This is a genomic window from Streptosporangium sp. H16 (assembly GCF_051918855.1).
Taxonomy (GTDB): domain Bacteria; phylum Actinomycetota; class Actinomycetes; order Streptosporangiales; family Streptosporangiaceae; genus Streptosporangium.
Genome location: NZ_JBPXMD010000002.1, coordinates 395648 through 415848, shown reverse-complemented (window position 1 = coordinate 415848; position 20201 = coordinate 395648). Strand labels below are relative to the sequence as shown.

Genomic DNA, 20201 nt, shown 5'->3' with positions numbered 1-20201 from the left:
CTATTCCGAACGCCGTTGTCAGTGATTACTTTTTCTGGCATGGAAGGTTCCAAAGATGTCGAGTCCGCGAAGAAGGTCGGCCCTGTAGGACTGCTCAATCTCCGGGAAAAATCCTGGTCCAGACGTCTGCGAGGGTCGTCACTGATCGCGGAGGTCGACGTCAAGGACGCCTACAGCGAGCAGGTGGCGTCGGTCCTCGGCAAGGTCTACGAGAAGTGGACCAATAACGGGCGACGGCCCGCCGACTTCTTCGTGCAGTGGCCGTCCTGTGTGGCGGTCGCCCTCACCGGGGTCGCCGCCCGGGGTTATCAGCGGGGGACATTCTGGCCCGAATTGTGGAAGGCCGTCCGTTACAGAGGACTGCCGGAGGACCAGGCCATCTGGGGGCGGGGGTTCGGGGCGGCGCTCGCCGCCCTCGGGATGCCCGCCTTCCCCGACATGTCGATGCCCTACGTGGGCCCGATCCTGATGCACACCGGCATCCCGACCTACTGCCTGGAGGACTACTTCCGGCTGATCGCCCAGCGCAGGACCGTCGACAGGGGACTGGACGCCGAGGGCTTCCTCGTCTGGGCGACCGCCCCGGGCCGGGAGAAGCGCCTCCAGGAGCTCGACGTGCCCGCGCGCCGCTTCCTACAGCACGGCACCGAGTTCGCGCTGGACTTCGTCGAGCGCAGCTTCGACCTGCTCGACCGGCTGGGAGACTCGGCCCCGGACCTCGACGGTGTCGGCCTGCCGCCCCGGGTGCTCGGCCGCGCCCAGGAGCTGGCGGCCGAGGGACGCCTCACGCTGACCGCTTCGCGCTCGTCCGGCGGAAACCGGACCCGGAGCGAACGGCCCAGGATCGCCCTCGACCCCTTCGGTCGCGGCGTGGAGGTGGTCCTGCCCGCGATCAGCGAGACCCCCGACGGGATCGCGCGCTGGAACGTCACCGCCGACGGCGTGACCACCACGGTCCGCAGCCAGGCCCAGTGGGTGGGGACCGCCGAGGGCGCTCCCTCAACCGGCTTCAGCCTGCTGCGACCGGTCCGTACGGTGGTGGTCGCCCTGGCGGGCTGGCAGCACCAAAGTGAGCTGTCCGTCGTCGACCCGGCCGCGCCCCTGCTGGTCTTCGCCGAGGACGGCCGCCTGCTGCCGCCCAGCCTGCCGCTCCCGCCCGACGTGGTCTGGGTCGTGCATCCCGACGAGCACGAACTGGTGGCGGACGGCCCGCTCACGGTGACCGTCGAGGGGCAGCTACCGCTGGGCTGGGACGGCTGGTGCCTGCGGCAGGTCTCGCTGAGGGGCGTCCGCTCGGTCGAGCTCGCCGAGATGCCCGCCTGCCGCCGTACCGTGCGCGGCTACTCCCATCCCCGGATCGTCACCGGCGATCCTGTCCGAGGGGTCGCCACGCCGTACGGCTCCCCGGTCTATCCGCGCCCGCCGGAGATCTGGTTGCCGAGCGAGTCCGGCGCGGACACGACCTGGCTGATCGAGGTGCGGTCGAGCGGGGGTGACAGCGTCGTCGCGTCGCGCTCCCAGACGATCAGCGGGCCCACCACGGTCACCGACCTGTGGGACTCGCTGCCCCGGCCGCTGCTCGGTGCCTTCGACCTCGCCGTACGCGGTCCGCTGGGACGCGGGGCCAGGCGTACGGTGTTCGTCGCCGAGGGACTCGGCGTGCGCTTCACCCCTCGGGTCCGGGTGTTCGGCCGCTCCGGTCTGGCCGATGGCCGGGCCGAGTTGTCGGCGGCCATCGGGGCCCTGGCCAACCCCCGGGTGCTCTCCTTCGACGCCGACTGCCTTGCGGGTGTGGTCGAGTATCGGACCGATGCGGAGTCCGAACCCCTGGTGGTCACGCCCCCGCACGTTCAGGTCATGCACGAACGGGCCGCCGAGCAGCCGGTGTGGCGGGCGGGCCCGCTGCGGATCACCTCCGACGTGTTCGCCGACGGCCCCGGCGCCCTGCTCGTCCGGGTCCCCGAGGCGCGCGTGCTGCCGAGGCTGCGGGTGGTGGTCGGGGAGCGGATCGTGCAGGAGATTTTCTCCAGCGGCCGGGTCCAGGAGGGAACGGCCCGCTACGACTTGGTCAAGATCGCAGACACGGTGAACGAGCACCAGCGGGCCGACCTGCTGCTGGACGTGGGCAAGGAGGTCATCAGGGCCGCGAGCATCCGCCCACGTCGGCTCGCGCAGAGCGCCGACCGGGTGAACGGGCACCTCCAGCTCGCCGGATTCGTGCCCGTTGAGGGGCTGACCGCGGGGATCTACGCCGCTCGGGCGCCCTGGCGGGAGCCGTTGATCGTGCCGGTCGAGCAGGACGGCAGGATCCCCCTCCTCCCCGAGTTGGTCGACGCCGGTCCCCTCCTGCTCTGCCTCCAGGTGGACGACCCGTGGGTGCCGGTCGAATGGCCGCGCTGGCCCGACCACTATCTGACGGTGGGTGGCGAAGGTCACCTGGTGAGCGAAGATCCAGAGGAGACGGCGCTCTCCCGTTTCGTGGCGGGGGAGGGCGGATTCCCGAACGAGGTCGGCGACCTGCGACGGGTCTGGACCGCGCTGGATCTCATGCATCAGCTCAGATCATCCTCCGACGTGCAGCGGTTCCGGCTGCACTGCTCCGGGCCGCTGCTGCGGCGGCCTGCCGACGCGCTGGTCGCGCTGGTGGAACTCGGCTTCGAACCGGACCGCACGGTGGTGGCCCTCATCACCTCGGGTCTCGCGGCGACGGCCGTACCGGACCTGGAACAGGCCGGTGCGGCGCGGAGGATGTGGCCACTCGCACCGGCGGCGGCGGTATTAGCCGGAGATCTGTCGGACGCCGACTGCTTCTCAGCGGCGGAACGGCAGTGCGGGGCGGTGCTGGCCGAGATCACGGGTAAAGGCGTCGACCCATGGGCGGGAGTGGGGCGCTTCGGTTCCGAGGTCGAACGGATGGTCCACCTGACGTCCCAGCAGATCGAGGGCATCTGGCGAGCCGCCAACGTCGTCCCCCAGGCGTTGCTCGACGCCGACACCCGGGCGTCGGCGGCACGCAGGCTCTTCGACGCCCGAGGAGAGGAGGAGTTGCGACCGGTCAGCCAAATCGCCGCGCACGCGGTCACGTCGGCGCGGTCGGTGCTGGGACGGCCGGTTCTCCTGAGCCAGGTCGATCGGCGAAGGCATCCGGCGGACAGGCGCGGCTGGTACTCCCTGCCCGCGGCCTCGACGGCATTCGCGCTCCTCGCCAGGCTGGCCGCCAGGGGAGATACGGACTGCGTCCGCGCTGAACAGCTCTTCCGCGTGGATTGGGCCCGGCTCGCCGCGGTGGCACCCGACCTCGTGACGATCGACCTCATACTCGCCGAGCTTCTGATCGGCGCAGGGAAGAAGGAGACGCAGTGAGCGACACGCTCGACCCGCTGAGCACCAGCGGCCTGATCGTCGAGAGCTACCGCCGGTACCTGCGGTCGCTGCTTCCCGTCCGCGAACCACAGATCGCGCGGGCGCTGGCGGCTGAGATCTCCGCGAGTCCGATGCTGACGAAAGGGCCGCTGCTGGAGGCCACCCCGCCGTACGCGACGGGGGCCACGCTGCTTCAGCTCATCGACGAGGGCGTGCTCGATCCGGCGTTCCGCCTGCTCGCCAGTAAGGACCTGCCGCTGGAACGGCCGCTGTACAGGCACCAGGAGACCGCGATCCGCAAGGCCGGGCAGGGCCGGAACCTGGTGGTCGCCACCGGAACCGGTTCCGGCAAGACCGAGAGCTTCCTGCTGCCGATCCTGAACTCGCTGATCGTCGAACACTCGCGCGGCGACCTCGGCCCTGGGGTGCGAGCACTGCTGCTCTATCCGATGAACGCGCTGGCCAACGACCAGTTGAAGCGGCTGCGCAAGCTCCTGGCGAACGTCCCGCAGATCACCTTCGGCCGCTACACCGGAGACACGCCGGAGAGCGCGCGGGTGGGCGCGGAGAACTTCGAGGCCCTCAACCCCGGCGAGCCGCGCCTGCCCAACGAGCTGCTCAGCCGGCAGGAGATGCGGGAGAACCCCCCGCACCTCCTGCTGACCAACTACGCCATGCTGGAATATCTCCTGCTGCGGCCCGACGACCTGTACCTGTTCGAGCAGCGCAGCTGGCGGTTCGTCGCGCTGGACGAGGCCCACGTCTACGACGGCGCCAAGGCGGCCGAGCTGGCGATGTTGCTGCGCCGCCTGCACGACCGGGTGGCTCCGGAACGGCCGCTGCAGTGCATCGCGACCAGCGCGACGGTCGGCGACGACCCGGCGCCGGTCACCGAGTTCGCCAGGAAGCTCTTCGACGTGCCGTTCGAGTGGGTGCCCGGCGACACTTCCCGGCAGGACCTGGTCACCGCGACCCGGATGAGGATGCCAGAGGGGCCGTTCTGGGGCCCGCTGCCCGCCGACGCCTACCGGGAGCTGGCCGAGGCAGCCAACCCGGCCGCCGACCTGCTGGTACTGGCGAAGGAGCGGGGATTCGCCGCAGACGACCCCGGCATGGCCCTCGCCCACGAGCAGGGCATGGCCGAGCTGCGCCAGCGCCTGGCCGCGGGGCCGGTCCCCTTCGCGGACCTCGCCGGGCTGCTCTTCGACCCGCACGAGCGACCGGCGGAAACGCTCGCCGCGCTGGTCGCGGTAGGCAGCAAGATCCGTGACCTGGCCGGCTCGCCGGTGCTCTCCGCTCGCTATCACCTCTTCGCCCGGGCGACCGAGGGCGCGTTCACCTGCCTCACTCCTGCCGGGCCGCACGTCTCCCTGGGACGTCACGAGACCTGTGAGTCGTGCCAGGGGGCCACCTTCGAGTTCGGTGCCTGCAAGCGGTGCGGCGCGGTCCATCTGATCGGCGCGGTCCGGGCGGACGGCGCCGACTACGTCTTCGCACCGAGGATCAAGCGTGACGAGCGCAGGGTGTGGCTGCTCCTGGGCGACTCTCCGGTGCTGGCCGACGAGGACGACGAGATCGATGAGATCGGCAGCTCGACCGAGGTCACCGGGGACGACGCGTTCCTCTGCGCGGGGTGCGGCGGGCTGCACCTGTCGCCGAGGCTGGTCTGCGGGCGGGCCGGCTGTACGGCGACCTCCCTGTGGCCGGTCCGCCGGCTCAACACCCACCAAGACTCCCCGTCCGGCTGCGTCGCCTGCGGGGCGAGGGGACAGGGGATGGTCAGGCAGTTCGAGAGCGGCAACGACGCGGCGGTGGCCGTCCTCGGCACCGCCCTCTACCAGGCGCTGCCCCCCGCCGCTGAGGAGGAGCTGGCCGACCAGCCGGGGGAAGGCCGCAAGCTGCTCTCCTTCAGTGACAGCCGTCAGGCCGCCGCGTTCTTCGCCCCATATCTGGAGACCAGCTATGAGAGCATCCAGCACCGTCGCCTGATCCTCGAAGGGCTGAAGGCGGCCACCCGGGACGATGACGCGGTCAGCGTCGCCGATCTCACCTACCACGTGGCGAAGGCGGCGGACCGGGCCCATGTGTTCACCCGCCGGACGTCCGGCCAGGAGCGCAGGCGCAGGGTGGCTCTGTGGATCATGCGGGAGCTGGTGGCCATGGACGATCGCCAGTCTCTGGAGGGGCTCGGGCTGCTCCACGTCGACTTGGACAGGGAACGCCGGTGGCCGGTGCCACCAGGGTTGAGGGCACTGGGGCTCTCCGACGGCGAGAGCTGGGCGCTGCTGACCGAGCTGCTCCGCAGTGTCAGGCAGCAGGGCGTCCTGACCATGCCGGACGGCGTCGACCCCAGAGACGAGGCGTTCGACCCGCGCCGAGGCCCGATCTACCTGAGAGAGGACGGTTCGGAGCCCGCCAGGAAGGTGCTGAGCTGGCTGCCCACCCGGGGAATGAACCGGCGGCTGGACTACGTGCGGCGGGTGCTGGAGGCTTTGGGGCCCGCCGGTTTTGCCGCGGATCCCAAAGAGGTGCTGCGCGGCTGCTGGAAGCTGATCACCAACCAGCGGGACGGCTGGCTGAAGACGGAGACCGTCCGGTCGCTCGGCACGCTGCGGCAGATCGACCACGACTGGCTGCGGTTCGCGCCCGCCTCGCCGGAGCGGCCGTCGCACCGGTGCAACGTGTGCCGCCGGGTCGCCTCGGTCTCGGTACGTGGGATCTGCTCGACGATGGGCTGCCGGGGCACGCTGCAGCCGTTCACCGTTCCGCCTCTGGCGGAGGACGACAACCACTACCGCGTCGTCTACCAGTCGATGCGGCCGGTGCCGCTGGTGGCGCGCGAGCACACCGCCCAGTGGACCAGCCTGGAAGCGGCGGCCATCCAGCAGGGGTTCCTCCGCGGTGAGGTCAACCTGCTGTCCTGCTCCACCACCTTCGAACTCGGGGTGGACGTCGGTGAACTGCAGTCGGTGTTGCTGCGCAACATGCCGCCGACGACCGCCAACTACGTCCAGCGCGCCGGGCGGGCGGGGCGCAGAACGGACTCGGCCGCGCTGGTGGTGACCTACGCGCAACGACGCTCCCACGACCTGTCCCGCTACCAGAACCCCACCTCGATGATCGCCGGGCAGGTGCGCGCGCCGTACGTCCCGCTCGGCAACGAGCGGATCGACCGGCGGCACGCGCATTCGATCGCCCTTTCGGCGTTCTTCCGGCACGCGAAGAAGGTCGGCGGCGAGACGTGGACGACGGCCGGTGAGTTCTTCCTGCCGGAGAACGGCGGGGTGGCCGCCTCACGGGTCCGGTCCTTCCTCTCTCCCGTCCCCCGAGACGTCATGGAGTCGCTGCTGCGGGTGCTCCCGCCAGAGGTCCAGCGGGAGATCGGCGTCAACACCGGCACCTGGGTCGACGTCCTGGCCGACCTGCTGGAGGAGATCAGGGCCCAGCTCGCCCTCGACGTGGAGATCTTCGAGGAACGTCGTGTCGAGGCCTTCAACGCGCGCAAGGATCACCTGGTCAGCCGGTACGCCAAGACCATCAATACCCTGGTCAAGCGCAACCTGCTCGGTTACCTCGCCAACCGGAACGTGCTCCCCAAGTACGGTTTCCCGGTCGACACGGTCGAACTGCGCACCTCGTACTCCGGTGAGGCAGTAGGTGCCAAGCTGGAGCTCACCCGGGATCTGTCCGCGGCGATCTACGAGTACGCGCCGGGCTCCGAAGTCGTGGCCGGGGGACTGCTCTGGCGATCCGGTGGCGTCTACCGGCTGCCGGACCGCGAACTCGTGGGCAGGCACTACCTCATCTGCGGGCACTGCCAGCACTACCGGGAGGGTGACGAGCTGCTCGACCCGATCTGCCCGTCCTGCTCGACGGTGGCGCGGAACGCGCCGCGGCAGTACTACGTGCCCGAGTTCGGCTTCGTCGCGGAGTCCAGCCCGTCGAAGACCACCACCACGCCCCCCAGGCGGAGCTGGAACGGTGCGACCCATGTCCTCTCCCTCGCGGCCGAGGTCGAGGAGTTCGAATGGCGGGCCGCCACCGGCGGGACGATCCGTGGCCGAGCGGGTAAGCGGGGACGGTTGATAGCCCTCTCGGAGGGGCCGACCGGGGCTGGTTACCTGATCTGCGACTGGTGCGGCGCCAGCATGCAGCCGACGAAGAAGGTGGTCAAGTCCCACCCTCACCTGCTGCGCGGCACGGAGTGCACCGGAACGCTCCGGCGCCGTTCGCTCGCCCACCCCTACGAGACCGACATCCTGGCGCTGGACTTCGACCATCTCGTTGTACCGCTCGCCACCAATACGGCCGGCTGGCACTCGCTGCTCTACGCGATGCTGGAGGGGGCGGCGGAGGAGCTGGAACTGAGCCGGGACGACATCGGCGGCACGCTGTACGCGCGCCCGGGTAACCGGATCGGGCTCGTGATGTTCGACGCGGTGCCCGGGGGAGCGGGCAGCGTGCTCCGCATTGCCCGGGCCCTGGACGGCGTCATCAGGGCGGCTTACGCCAGGGTGTCCAGTTGCGACTGCGGTGAGGAGACCTCCTGCTACGGCTGCCTGCGGAGTTTCCGCAACCAGGCCCACCATGAGGACCTCAGCCGCGCGGCGGCCCTCGGCATACTGGGCCCGCTGATGGCGGTCGGCATCGAGGACGATGCGCAGGTAGGCATCACCGGGTTTCATCAGGAGGTTACCCGGTAGTTTCCGACAGCACCGGTGGCCGTGTCGGGACCGCGCGCGAGGGGCTGGATTCCACCACTGCTCGGTGGGCGGGCGGCGCGCATCGGGTCGTTCGCCCACCCCGTGTGCACCGGATGAGTGAACGACCCAGATCGGCGGGTGCAAGCTATGCGGACGAGTGTAAGCCGGGCGAAGGGCTTAGACCGGCTGGAGCGGGGGTGTGAGTCAAACGGGCGGGTGTGACTCAGGCAGGGGCGGGGGAGAGAGGCGCAGGGCAGCGGCCGTACCGTCGATCAGGGTTCGGAGGCCGTGTTCGAAGGCGTCCTCGCCGAACGCGCCGCCGCTCTCGCGGAACGCCGTGAGCAGGGTGGCCTCCATGCCCCCGTCGAGCAGTTCGGCCAGTGCCGCGAACCGGTCCGCGGGCGTGCCCGAGGATGCCTGGCGTTCGGTCTGCTCCTGCAGGACGCACCCGTTGACGTAGCGGGTGAGGGCCGTGATCGTGCGCAGCGCCAGGACCGGGGTGAAGCCACGGCCGACCATGGCGGTCAGCTCCTCGTCGAACATCCTGATCGTCGCCGGGCTCAGGCTCGCGGCGTTGGCGACGAGGCGGGCGCCGTCGCGGTGGGCGCGCAGGGAGTCGCGGTACGCGCGGGCCCGGCGGGCGAGCCAGTCCTGCCAGGACTCGCCCTCGCGGGGCGGTCCCATCCCGGCGGCCAGGACGATCGCGTCGGCCATCCCGTCGAGCAGCTCCTGCTTGTTGCGCAGGTGCCAGTACAGGGCGGGCGACTGGACGCCCAGCTCCGAGGCGAGCCGGCGCACCGTCAGCCCGTCCAGGCCGACCTCGTCGAGCAGCCGCAGCGCCGTATCGATCATCATCTGCCGGGTCAGGCCGGCCCCCCGCTTGTTCTCTCCCATCGGTTGACACCTTAGCAGCGCTAAGGAAACATGACGGCGGCGCGCACTTAGCGCTGCTAAGGAAAACTCGCGTGCCGGACATCCCGAGGATGTCGGCCGTGGAGGGGAGAGCCATGTCCACCATGCGGGAACAGCGCCTGACCAGGGCGCTGCTGACCTGCGGTGCCGTAGCCGGACCGCTGTTCGTCCTCGTGGTCGTGATCCAGGACTACACGCGCGCGGACTTCGACCCCCGGCGGCAGCCGCTCAGCATGCTGAGCCTGGGCGACCTGGGGTGGATCCAGATCGTCAACTTCGTGGCCACCGGGCTGCTGAACATCGCGTTCGCGGCAGGGCTGTGGCGGGCGCTGCGTCCGGGCCGCGGCGGGACCTGGGGTCCGTTACTGATCGGCGCGTACGGAACCGGCCTGGTCGCCGCCGGTGTCTTCCGCTTCGAACCGGCGTGGGGCTACCCGCCCGGCGCGCCGCGGGGCCTTCCCGACGACCCGGGGCTGGGCTACATCCTGCACGGCGCCGCCTTCGGCCTGGTGTTCGTCTCGCTGGTCGCGGCATGCTTCGTCTTCACCCGCTACTTCGCCGTACGGGGAGAGCGCGGATGGGCGCTCTACTGCGCGGCCACCGGCGTGGCGCTTCCCGCCCTCTACGTGCTGGCGGGGCTGCTGTCGAACGGCGGCGAGGACTCCCGGCCGCTGAGCCTGCTTCTGCGCGCCATCGCGTTCCTGGGCTGGGGGTGGGCGGCGGCGCTCGCGGTGCGGGTGCGCGGATCTCAACTGCCGACCGGGACCGGCGCCGCGTGAGAGAGCGAGCTCAGCCGATCGTGGTGCGGGGCCCAGGTCGTCGCCCCTCACCTCTCGGATCTGGTAGGAGAGCGCGCTCGCCAAGCACTGGACGCGTGGCCTGACCGCGCGAGGCGGCTCGAGGTCCCGCGAGGCCGGAACGCCTTACATGTCGAGATATATCGAGCTTTAATTCTCCGGCCGGGCTCTGCTGCCTCATTCCGCCCGCCACGATTGTGGTCAGGAGAAAGCCGGCGGCGATTTCCAGGCGGTGGGACGTTTTCGTCCCTTCCCTTTTCCCTTTTTCTCTCGCATTTCCTGCGACGAGGAAATCTACTCGACCTGTAAACTGCCTGGCTCTTCTGTCCGCTTCTGCGGTCTTTTCTTAGGAGAGGCGATGATTCGGTGGCGGTCGCCGAAGAAGGGGGCCGGTGTTGACGGAGCGTTGAGGTGGTCTCGGCAAGGTCGGTCCGACAATTCCCGGTCTGCCCGGGAGGAGATGGTGCGATCAAATGATGGAACACGGGTCGGGTGTATGGGAACCTGGAAGCTTCCAGGTTGACAAGAACGGCTGCTGTGCCTTATGGGGGCCGAGGGGCCGGGCATGGGTCCGGTCGGTAGTGCGACCGGTCGTGAGATCGTTGAGCGCCACGAGGCCGAGCGGGGCGGCCGGCACCCCCATGGCGGCGAACCGCGGCAGGCCGTCGGGGGCGGACCACGGACCGTCCGAAACCGTCCGGGACCGCGTGAATGCCGGCGTCATCGGCCAGCCGAGCTGCTGGTGGCCGGGCGGCCTGGCCTGTGCCGATGTTCGCCGCGCGCGTCACGCCCACGTTCTCCGCGCCGGCGCTGCGGGGAGGGTGACGAGCCGCGCGGCACGGGGTGCGCCGGAACGCTCCGGCGCTGTCAGGGCGGCTCACGCCAGGATGTCCGGTCGAGGCCGCGGTGAGTCGCGGCTGCGGTGAGGGGGCCTCCCGCCAAGGCCGCCGGTGGAGTCTCCGCGACCGGGCCCACCGCGCGGATCCCGGCCGTGCGGCGGCTCGCCTTTGACGGGAAGGGCGTCTCGCGCCACCCCCGAGCGGACCTTCTCCCGAATTAAGGTCAGACTTATCAGCAAAAATTCATAAATCTATACATGTCATGCTGTCAATAGTTGTAAATAGGTTTGTGCGGAAAATAGTAGACATTTACTGCGATTGACTGAACTCTTGACGGTGTGTCGGGGGTACCCGAAGGCCGCTTTTCGAAGTGGCCGAAACGCTCGGCGCCATTGACGGGGATGAGAGGAACCGAAGGGAGGGAAAAATGGTCAAGGCTGCCTTCGCCTACTGCAAGTACGCAGTGAGCGCGATCACCGCTGTCGCTTTCGTGGTGTGCCCGTACTAATCGACGGGATCCAAGGGTCGCCCCGGAGCGCGTGCGCCCCGGGGCGACCCGGTTCACTGCCAGCTCCCTGCCGCCATCGGAGGATGAATTCGTGCTGAGGACCGCAGTGGCCCAGCTGCACCATGGTCTTTCCCTTGTGTTCGGTCGCCGGCTCCGGGTGGCGAACATCGAGCGTGTCGTCGCCGACATCGTGGCCACCCGCGCCGAGTTCGGTGGGATCGGCGACCTCGACGCGTTCCGCGGCACCTCGATGTCGGTCCAGGACCGTAAGCCCATCGACGACCGGAGGCTGCGCCGCCTCGCACGCATGGCGTACGCCGAGACCCCGTACTACCGGGACCTCTTCGATCGTGTCGGCATGCGGCCGGACGAGGTGAACCTCTCGACCCTGGAACGGCTGCCGGTCACGCGCAAGGAGACCCTGCGCGACACGCCCGAGGCGCTCGTGAACCGCGGTGTCCGGCCCTGGTACCGGGCGGAGACCTCCGGCACCACCGGCCCGCCGTCGTCGGTGTGGTTCTCCCGCTACGAGGCCGAGCTGCTCACCGCGATGACCGCGGTCTCGCTCCTGATCGACAACCGGCTCGGCGAGGGCGACGTCATCCAGCTCAACCTGGTCTCGCGTGCCTTCTTCGGAATTCACTGTTTCGCCGGGGCGGCGGCGCTGATCGGCGTGGCGCCCAGCTCCCTCGGTCTGGTGGAGCCCGAGATCTCGCTCTCCCGGCTGGCGGGCGGCACCCGGCTCTCCGGCGCGGAGGCCCGGCCCGTCCTGCTGGTCACCTACTCGAGCTACCTCGGCCTGCTGGTGGAGGCCGGTGAGCGGCTCGGGTACACGGCCGCCGACTTCGGGCTGCGGCAGATCACGTGCGGCGGCGAGATCCTCACCGAGGGGTTGCGCCGCCGCGCCGAACGGCTTTTCGGGGCCACGGTCGTGGAAACCTACGGGATGACCGAGATCGCTCCGTCGAGCGGCCAGATCTGCACCGGGGGGCATCTGCACTTCCACCCGGAACAGGGCATCACCGAGGTGCTCGATCTCACCGGGACCCGGGCCGCCGAGCCCGGTGAGCTGGGAGTGCTCACCTTCACCCCGGTCTTCCCCTACCGGGAGACCACCCTCCTCCTCAGGTTGTTCAGCGGAGACGTGGTGCGCCGGCTGGCCGATGACGATCTCGGCTGCGAGCTGGCGCAGCTGCCGGCCACCTCCCGGGTGCTGGGCAAGGACGGGCACCTGTACGGCTTCGCGGGCCGCACCGTGACCCCGCGCGACATCCTGGAACTCGTCGAGGCCGATCCGGCGGCGAGGTTCCCGTCCCGGTGGTCCCTGCGGACGGGGACCGACGGGCTGGAACTGCACATTCTCGGCGACGACCCGCAGGCCGCCGACCGGATCCGCAAGCGGGGCCTCGAACAGGAGATCCCGCTGTCCCGCGTCATCATGCACGGTGAACGCGCCACGATGCCGCCCACCGCGCCCGTACGCGCGGACCTGCGCGAGCTGAGCTTCGCCGACGCGACCCTGAAGACCGACGCGACCCTGAAGAAGCATCCGGAGACCGCACAGTGAATTCCGCCCTCGCCGAGATCGTGGTGATCGTCCTCATTCCGGCCGCGGCCATCCTGCTCGGAGTGCTCTACTTCCTCCGGGTGCGGATGGAACGGCCCCCGGTCGGGGTGTACACACTCGGGGACGTCATGATCATGATGACCGCCGTCCTCGTCATCCCCGTGGTCTACCTCGCTCTGCCGTCGTCCGCCGTCGCGACGGTGCTGGGCCTGATGACCGTCTTCGCGATCCAGATGACCCTGGCGCCGCTGCTGTCGGGGCGGGTGGCGCTGCTGGTGGCGTTCGGCGCGGCCGCGCTCGATCTCGTGCTCTTCCTCTCGGGGTCCTCCGCGGCGACGGCCTGGAACAACGTCCTCCTGCTGATCCTCGTCATCGGCGTGTGCAACCTCTACGTCCAAAGTGGCATCAAGGCCCGTGACGTGGCCGTCTTCGCCTTGCTCCTGGCCGGTTACGACCTCGTGGCCACCGCGTTGCTGCCGACGATGGGCGACTTCCTGCGCAAGGTCATCGACCTGCCGTTCGCGCCGGTCTTCGCCTGGTGGGGCGGGCCGCAGCCCATGGTGATCGGTCTCGGGGACGTGCTCATGTTCGTGTTGTGGACACTGGTGGCGTTCAAGGCGTTCGGACGGGAGGCCGGCTGGTCGGCCGCGGGCGTCTCACTGGCGCTGGCCGCGACGCTGGTTCTCGCGATGCGGACGGGCCTGCTGACGGAGCCGTTCCCCCTCATGGTGCCGGCGGGCCCCCTGATGGCCCTGCAGTACCTCTTCTGGCGCAGGGTGCGGGGCCCCGAGCGGACGACGGCCGCCTATCAGGCATCGCGCAAGGCCACCGCATCGCCTGTCTTTCAGGCTCCGGCCGGAGCCGCGGAGGCGCGGCCGTCCGAGCGGCTCGCCGAGCACACGGTGGCCGAATGAGCGGCCGACGGGTGTAGCGGCCGACGGGTGTAGCGGCCGGCAATGCTCCACGGCTCGGTGAAGCGGGCGCTGCCGGAACGCAACCGTTCGGCCCGCGCGCTCGAAGGACTCGAAGGACTCGAAGGAAGGGTCAGCGAGAACCGGGTGCGCCTCGCAACGCCTCGAGCTCCTCGTTCATGGCGTCAAGGAAGGCGGCCGCGGTGCGCAACTCCTCCGGGCTGAAACGCCGCAGGACGTTGTCCGTGCTGCGGCCGAGCGGGCGGAAGAAGACCGCGGCGAGTTCCTGTGCCGCGTCGAGGTAGTGCAGGTGGACCACGCGCCGGTCGTGCAGGTCGCGAACCCGGCGGATGTGCCCGGCCCGCTCCAGCCTGTCGAGGCACGCGGTGACGGCACCCGAGGTGAGGTTCAGCTCCTCCCGCAGCCGGCTCGGCGTGATCGGCGAAGGAGCGTCGAAGATCTTCATCAGGGCCTGGACGTCGGTGGGGTGCAGCCCGTGCTCGTGGGCGAACTCGTGGGCGATGCGGTTGAACTCGGCGGTCATCCGCCGCAGCCGCACCGCGAAGGACAGCAGGTCGATGCCCTCCTCGTTGTCGCCGTTCATACCGCCATGCTACTTTAACTCAATTGTTGAGATACTTAATAGTTGAGTTAAATGTGGGAAAGGTGATCTCATGGCACGGCGACCGATTCGCTGGCTTGTCCCGGCGCTGCTGGTGCTGGTCTGGCTGGCCGTCGGCGGAGGGCTGGGGCCGTTCGCCGGCAAGCTCACCGAGGTGTCCACCAACGACCAGGCCGCGTTCCTGCCGCAGAGCGCGGAGTCGACCCGCGCGCTGGAGGTCCAGGAGCGGTTCCGTCAGGACGCGACGCAGCCGCTCATCGTGGTGTGGACCGCGGACGGCAAGGACGGGAAGAACGTCACTCCCGAGCAGACCGCCGCGGCGACCCGGGCGCTCGCCTCGCTGCGCGGCACCGAGGGCGTCGTCGGGACGCCCACGCCCTCCATCCCGTCGGACGACGGCCGGGCGTTGCAGGGCGTGGTCCAGCTCGGCCCCGACGTCGAGGACTCGCTCGGGGAGACCCTGGACCGGATCGGCTCGGCGGTGGCGGTCGACGGCCTGCGGGCTCAGCTCGCGGGGCCGGCGGCCACCCGGGCCGACCTGTCCGACGCCTTCGCCGGGATCGACGGACTGCTTCTCGGGGTGGCGCTGATCACCGTTCTGATCATTCTGCTGGCGGTGTACCGAAGCGTTCTGCTGCCGCTCATCATCATCGGCGGCGCGGTCTTCGCACTCGGCCTCGCGTGCGCCGTGGTGTACTTCCTGGCCGACCGCGACATCGTCCGGGTCGACGGTCAGGTGCAGGGCATCCTGTTCATCCTGGTCATCGGCGCGGCCACCGACTACGCGTTGCTGCTGACCGCCCGCTTCCGGGAGGAACTGGCCACGACCGGCGACCGCTTCACCGCGGGCCGCGTCGCGCTGCGGCGCTCGTTCGAGCCGATCGTCGCCAGCGCCGCCACGGTGGCCCTGGCCCTGCTCGCGCTGCTGCTCAGCGGCCTGACCAACAACCGCGCGCTCGGCCCGGTGGGCGCCATCGGCATCGCGTGCGCCGCCCTCAGCGCGCTCACCTTCCTACCTGCGGCCCTCGTCCTGCTGGGCCGCGCCGCCCTGTGGCCGGCGAAACCGCGCCCGGCCGACACAGCCGACGCGGCCGACGCCGAGGGGCGCGGGATCTGGAGCCGGGTGGCCACCCTGGTCGACCGCCATCCGCGCCGGCTCTGGATCGCCACCATCCTGCCTCTCGTCGGCCTCGCCCTCCTCGCGCCGCAGCTGAACGCCAGAGGGGTGCCGCTGGACGAGACCTTCGTGAACGACGCGCCGTCGGTGGCGGCGCAGGCGACGCTGAGCGAGCACTTCCCCGGAGGCTCGGGGCAGCCCGCGGTCATCGTCGCCCCCGCCGGGCGTGCCGCGGCCGTGGAGAAGACGGCCGGCGACGTCGAGGGCGTGTCCGACGCCGCGGTGGTGACCCAGAGCGGACGACCGGGCGACACCCCCAAGGTCGTCGGCGGGCTCGTGCTGGTGGAGGCGACGCTGGACGACGCGCCGGACGGCGACGCCGCCCAGGACACGGTCAGGCGCCTGCGCGCCGCGCTCGCTTCCGAGAACGGCGTCATGGTCGGCGGTTACAGCGCCCAGCGGTACGACACGACGGAGACCGCGAGGAACGACACGCTGCTCATCGTCCCGGTCGTCCTGGCGATCATCCTGCTCATCCTGATCGCCCTGCTGCGCTCGCTGGTGGCGCCCGTGCTCCTGGTGGTCACCGTCGCGCTGAACTTCCTGGCCACCCTCGGCGTCTCCACGCTGGTCTTCACGCACGTGTTCGGCTTCACCGGCGTCGACGCGTCCGTGCCGCTGTACGGCTTCGTCTTCCTGGTCGCGCTGGGAGTGGACTACAACATCTTCCTCATGTCCAGGGTGCGCGAGGAGATCGCGCACCACGGGGCGCGGGAGGGGCTGCTGCGCGGGCTGGTCACCACCGGCGGGGTGATCACTTCGGCGGGCGTCGTGCTCGCCGCCACCTTCGCCGCGCTGGTGGTGATCCCCCTGGCCTTCCTCGTGCAGATCGCCTTCATCGTCGCCTTCGGCGTCCTGCTCGACACCCTGGTGGTGCGATCCCTGCTGGTCCCGGCACTGGTACGGGATCTGGACGCGCGGGCCTGGTGGCCCAGCCGCCTGGGCCGTGCCGAGATGGGGCAGGAGTCCCGGGAACTGGCCGAAGCGTCGAGGTGACATCCGGATCGGGTGGCGCGAGTTCCACTCCGGCGCGGACGAGCAGGGCCTCTCTCTGGACTTCCTGCACCGCTACCTGATGGGCAACTACCGCGACCTGTACGCGGCCACCCTCGCCCTGGACGTCAACGACCACAACGCCGTCGCGGAGGGGTTCGCGGCGAAACACCGCATCGCACGCGCCACCTTCCTGGAGCGCATCGCGCCCCAGCTCACCCGGCTGGAGCGGCTGCGGCTGTAGGAGTCGGCGCGCGGTCTGGGGGCCGGCGCGGTGCGGGCCGACCTCACCACGATGCCGCTGACCCGGCTCGCGTCGTACGTGCTCGCCCTCTCCCTGGACGATCGCGTGCGCCGCCGCGCCGAGCTGACGGAGGCGCTGCGCGCGGCCGCCCGCCGGACCGCGGGCGACCAGGCCGGGCGCTGGGGCGCGGTGGCCGCCGTCCTCGACGACAGCTTCTCCGCGTACGGCTCTGGGCACAAGCGCCGCCGCCCGCTCGCCGTCGCGCTCGCCTGCCACTTCCTGCTGGAGGCGCTGGCCTCCGAGTACACGCCGCTGTGGCTGTCGGGCCGTACGGACGCGCTGCTCGCCCATCCGTACGGGGCGACACCGCTCGGCGAGCGCATCCTCGACGGCCTCGAACGCGGACCCGGGCGCCTCGTCATCGTCTCCGACGGATGGGACAACTCACCGCCGGGGCTCGCCGGAGAGGTGCTGCGGATCTGGCGCACCCGGCTCGACCCGGACCACACCTGCGCCGTCGTGCACCTCAACCCGGTGTACGACGCGGCCGACTTCGACGTACGGCGGCTGGCGCCCACCGTCCCGACCGCCGGGATCCGCGACGCCGAGAACCTGGTCGCCCTGGTGGAGCTGGCCCGGTTCGCGGAGGGGCGCACCGGGCTCTTCGAGCTGCGCGCCCACCTGGCGCGCCGCGTCGAGGCGTTCCTGCGGGAGGACGCATGACGGATCTCGCCCTCACCGGGCTCTCCACCCGCCCCGCGCAGGCATGGGGTGGCGTACGGCTCGTCCCGCTGGTCCGCGAGGAGCCGATCGAGGACCTGCGGCTCGACGCCCGGCTCTACGACGCGGACTTCGGCGTCGTCGCGGTGGACGCGCGGACCGCGTACTCCTCCTACATCCCGCACGGATTCGTGGCGAGCTGGACGCCCGACGGCACCCCCGCCGCGGCGTACGGAACCCAGCTCCGGGGACCGGAAGAGCGTGAGCGCACGCCCGGTCGGATGCCGCTGCGGTTCCACCGCCGGATGGCTCGCCGAGCCGGAAAGAACCGGCTGCGCTTCCTGCCCCTGCACCTGGCGCTCGAAGGGTATCTGGCGCTGCACTTCGGCGGGCCGGAGATCGTGTGGGAGGAGTGGTCACACCGCGCGATCAGCCGCGGGCTCTCGCCCCGCGTCGAGGAGGCGTACGTGGGCGCCGCGGTCAGAGGCCTGGAGGACGCCCTTCGCGTCTTCGAGATCCACCGCGGCCAGTGCGGCGTTCTCCTCTATGTCGCGGACGCGCTCGCCGCCGCGTTCGTGGTGCCGCACCCCGACGACTACCGCGCCCTGCACACCACCCTCGTCCACGACCTGTACGGCGAGCTGATCCACCACTACGCGATGTTCGGCGGGCCGGTGCCCGATTTCCAGGCCCGCATCGCGGACGCGACGGTGCGCTCGCTCGCCGACCTTCGCGCCCAGGCCCGCCGGCAGCAGGACGAGTGGGCGGCCTTCCACGACCAGGTCATGGCGGGCGGGCTGCTGGGCGCCGGCTACACCTACCAGCGCGTCCACGACATGGGCGGGTATCGCCTGTCCCGCTTCCTGCCGCCCTTCGAACGGCAGCGGGAGAACCACATCGGCGAGCTCATCACCGACGGCGCCGGCCGACTCGCGTACCTCAAGACGTTCCGCCTGTCGGAGAACCAGGTCCGGCGCGGTCATCTGCTGACCAGGCTCGCCGCCGCCGGCTGGAACCTGGCCGACACCGCCGTCGCGCTCGGCGTGACCGAGCCCGAACTCGGCCTGCGCATCGAGGCCGCGGGCTTCGGCCACCTCCTTCGTCAAGACGTCCTCGACCACTATCGCGCGCAGGCCCGCCGCGGCCGCCGGTGACCGCTCGTGGAAGCCCACGTCCAGCGGCTGCACGCGCGGCGTCTCCGGCGAGTCGACCACCTCGTCTCCGAGGGCCGGCTGGAGCCGGCCCTCGGCGTCGGCTCAGCCGAGTGTGTGGCCGATGGTGGCGTCGACATGATCGGGAATCGGGTCGTGCCGGTCGCCGACCGACGGGGTGCCGGTCGGTTCGAACATCAGGATCGAGGCACCCCGGGCCGACGACGGCCGGTGCTCGACACCGCGCGGTACGACGAACACCGCCCCCTGTGGCAGCGTGACGACGCGTTCGCCGGTGTCGGCGTCGCGCAGGGCGATGGACAACTCGCCGTCGAGCACCATGAAGAACTCGTCGGTGTTGTCGTGGGCGTGCCAGATGTGTTCGCCGGACACCTTCGCGATCCGGACGTCGTAGTCGTTCACCCGGGTGACGATCCGCGGGCTCCACAGCTTGTCGAAGCCGGCCAGCGCGGTCCGCAGGAGGACTGGTTCACCGTTCATGAGGCCATCGTGGCGGGTGGTGCCCGGACGGTGTGAGTGCTAGGAATCGCATATGTCGCTTGAATCCTCGCAAAGGACTGCGGGGCGCCCGCACCGGGTGACCATGATCGTCGACGACGGTTCGAACCCGTTCGAGCTGGGCGTGGCGACCGAGCTGTTCGGGCTGCGCCGTCCCGAGATCGACGTGCCGTGGTACGACCTCACGCTCAGTGCCGCGCTGCCCGCCGTCCGCATGCACGCCGGGATGTTCACGCTGTCGGGCGTGGCCGGGCTCGACGCGGTCGACGAGGCCGACACCGTGATCGTGCCCAACCGGCCGGACCCGCTGACGGACCCGGCCCCGGAAGTGCTGGACGCCATCCGGCGCGCCGCAGGGCGGGGTGCCCGGCTGGTGAGCTTCTGCACCGGCACCTTCACCCTGGCCGCGGCGGGCGTCCTCGACGGTCGCAGGGCCACCACGCACTGGCGCTGGGCGGAGTCGTTCACCGCCCGCTACCCCGGGGTCCGGCTCCGGCCCGACGTGCTGTTCGTCGACGACGGTGACGTGCTGACCGCGGCGGGCAGCGCGGCGGCGCTGGACCTCGGCCTGCACCTGATCCGCCGCGACCACGGCGCGGAGGTGGCCAACACGGTGAGCCGGCGCCTGGTGTTCGCGGCGCACCGGGACGGCGGCCAGCGGCAGTTCGTCGAACGGCCGGTCCCCGCCGTGCCCGACGCCTCCCTCGGCTCGGTGCTCGCCTGGGCCCAGGACCGGCTGGACCGGCCACTGACCGTCGCGGACCTGGCGGCACACGCGGCGGTCAGCCCCGCCACCCTGCACCGGCGGTTCACCGCCCAGCTCGGCACCACCCCGCTGGCCTGGCTCACCGCCGAACGGGTGGCACTGGCCTGCCGGCTGATCGAGCGCGGCGAGCTCCGGTTCGACATGGTGGCCCGGCTCAGCGGGCTCGGAACCGCGTCGAACCTACGGGCCCGGATGCGCCGGCAGACCGGGCTCGGCCCGCTGGCCTACCGGCGGCGGTTCGGGCCGGACGCCGAGCCGCCCCCGGCGGGCTGAGCTTTTCGTCCGGTTGGGAGAACGCCCGCCCAGATGCCCGGCCCAGAACCCGCCGACAGCGACGAAGTCGGGTTCTTTCGACCGCGACCCGGTGTGGACGAGCAGGTACGAGGAGGCGGAGCTGAACGCAGAGGCG

General features: G+C 70.7%; 13 protein-coding genes. 10 read left to right on the top strand and 3 right to left on the bottom strand.

The annotated features are described in order from the left end of the window. Positions 1-39 precede the first annotated feature (39 nt). Both ACTOQ2_RS04875 and ACTOQ2_RS04870 read left to right on the top strand, forming a co-directional pair. Positions 40-3363, top strand: coding sequence for a hypothetical protein (locus ACTOQ2_RS04875; RefSeq protein WP_440098479.1), 3324 nt, complete (start codon positions 40-42; stop codon positions 3361-3363). Then, positions 3360-8066, top strand: a complete 4707-nt coding sequence (locus ACTOQ2_RS04870; protein WP_440098478.1) for a DEAD/DEAH box helicase — start codon at positions 3360-3362, stop codon at positions 8064-8066. The genes ACTOQ2_RS04875 and ACTOQ2_RS04870 overlap by 4 nt, the downstream gene beginning before the upstream one ends. Before the next feature lie 204 nt (positions 8067-8270). Here ACTOQ2_RS04870 and ACTOQ2_RS04865 read toward each other — a convergent pair whose 3' ends face one another. Then, complete coding sequence (locus tag ACTOQ2_RS04865; protein WP_440098477.1) at positions 8271-8960, bottom strand: TetR/AcrR family transcriptional regulator C-terminal domain-containing protein; 690 nt, start codon at positions 8958-8960, stop codon at positions 8271-8273. 71 nt (positions 8961-9031) lie between these two features. Between ACTOQ2_RS04865 and ACTOQ2_RS04860 the strand changes: the two genes are divergently transcribed. The 3 genes from ACTOQ2_RS04860 to ACTOQ2_RS04850 all read left to right on the top strand — a co-directional run bounded on the left by ACTOQ2_RS04860 (position 9032) and on the right by ACTOQ2_RS04850 (position 13603). Beyond that, on the top strand, positions 9032-9757 hold the full coding sequence (locus ACTOQ2_RS04860) for a DUF998 domain-containing protein (RefSeq protein WP_440098476.1): 726 nt from the start codon (positions 9032-9034) through the stop codon (positions 9755-9757). A gap of 1456 nt (positions 9758-11213) precedes the next feature. After that, positions 11214-12689, top strand: a complete 1476-nt coding sequence (locus tag ACTOQ2_RS04855; protein WP_440098475.1) for a phenylacetate--CoA ligase family protein — start codon at positions 11214-11216, stop codon at positions 12687-12689. Beyond that, positions 12686-13603: a hypothetical protein gene (locus ACTOQ2_RS04850; protein ID WP_440098474.1), complete on the top strand. Its 918-nt coding sequence runs from the start codon at positions 12686-12688 to the stop codon at positions 13601-13603. Before ACTOQ2_RS04855 ends, ACTOQ2_RS04850 begins: the two co-directional genes overlap by 4 nt. Before the next feature lie 130 nt (positions 13604-13733). Here the strand turns inward: ACTOQ2_RS04850 and ACTOQ2_RS04845 are convergent, their stop codons facing one another. Beyond that, positions 13734-14204, bottom strand: coding sequence for a MarR family winged helix-turn-helix transcriptional regulator (locus ACTOQ2_RS04845; RefSeq protein ID WP_440098473.1), 471 nt, complete (start codon positions 14202-14204; stop codon positions 13734-13736). 70 nt (positions 14205-14274) lie between these two features. On the opposite strand from ACTOQ2_RS04845, the gene ACTOQ2_RS04840 reads away from it, so the two are divergent. Genes ACTOQ2_RS04840 through ACTOQ2_RS04825 form a run of 4 tightly spaced genes read left to right on the top strand, consistent with a single transcriptional unit; the run spans position 14275 to position 18510 of the window. After that, positions 14275-16395 (top strand): MMPL family transporter, encoded by a 2121-nt coding sequence (locus ACTOQ2_RS04840; RefSeq protein WP_440098472.1) that lies wholly within the window; start codon positions 14275-14277, stop codon positions 16393-16395. Next, on the top strand, positions 16346-16636 hold the full coding sequence (locus tag ACTOQ2_RS04835; protein ID WP_440098471.1) for a hypothetical protein: 291 nt from the start codon (positions 16346-16348) through the stop codon (positions 16634-16636). Before ACTOQ2_RS04840 ends, ACTOQ2_RS04835 begins: the two co-directional genes overlap by 50 nt. 30 nt (positions 16637-16666) lie before the next feature. Then, positions 16667-17359, top strand: a complete 693-nt coding sequence (locus ACTOQ2_RS04830; protein WP_440098470.1) for a hypothetical protein — start codon at positions 16667-16669, stop codon at positions 17357-17359. After that, positions 17356-18510, top strand: a complete 1155-nt coding sequence (locus tag ACTOQ2_RS04825) for an ARPP-2 domain-containing protein (RefSeq protein WP_440098469.1) — start codon at positions 17356-17358, stop codon at positions 18508-18510. The genes ACTOQ2_RS04830 and ACTOQ2_RS04825 overlap by 4 nt, the downstream gene beginning before the upstream one ends. Before the next feature lie 102 nt (positions 18511-18612). On the opposite strand, the gene ACTOQ2_RS04820 is transcribed toward ACTOQ2_RS04825, so the two are convergent. Further along, the gene (locus tag ACTOQ2_RS04820; RefSeq protein WP_440098467.1) at positions 18613-19008 is read right to left on the bottom strand and encodes a cupin domain-containing protein; all 396 of its coding nucleotides are present in this window, start codon (positions 19006-19008) and stop codon (positions 18613-18615) included. 103 nt (positions 19009-19111) lie between these two features. Between ACTOQ2_RS04820 and ACTOQ2_RS04815 the strand changes: the two genes are divergently transcribed. Next, positions 19112-20065, top strand: a complete 954-nt coding sequence (locus ACTOQ2_RS04815) for a helix-turn-helix domain-containing protein (protein WP_440098466.1) — start codon at positions 19112-19114, stop codon at positions 20063-20065. Positions 20066-20201: the final 136 nt, after the last annotated feature.

Coding starts and splice junctions, on each gene's coding strand:
- ACTOQ2_RS04875 (WP_440098479.1), top strand. CDS start 40: ATGGAAGGTTCCAAAGATGTCGAGTCCGCGAAGAAGGTCGGCCCTGTA.
- ACTOQ2_RS04865 (WP_440098477.1), bottom strand. CDS start 8,960: ATGGGAGAGAACAAGCGGGGGGCCGGCCTGACCCGGCAGATGATGATC.
- ACTOQ2_RS04845 (WP_440098473.1), bottom strand. CDS start 14,204: ATGAACGGCGACAACGAGGAGGGCATCGACCTGCTGTCCTTCGCGGTG.
- ACTOQ2_RS04840 (WP_440098472.1), top strand. CDS start 14,275: ATGGCACGGCGACCGATTCGCTGGCTTGTCCCGGCGCTGCTGGTGCTG.
- ACTOQ2_RS04825 (WP_440098469.1), top strand. CDS start 17,356: ATGACGGATCTCGCCCTCACCGGGCTCTCCACCCGCCCCGCGCAGGCA.
- ACTOQ2_RS04820 (WP_440098467.1), bottom strand. CDS start 19,008: ATGAACGGTGAACCAGTCCTCCTGCGGACCGCGCTGGCCGGCTTCGAC.
- ACTOQ2_RS04815 (WP_440098466.1), top strand. CDS start 19,112: ATGATCGTCGACGACGGTTCGAACCCGTTCGAGCTGGGCGTGGCGACC.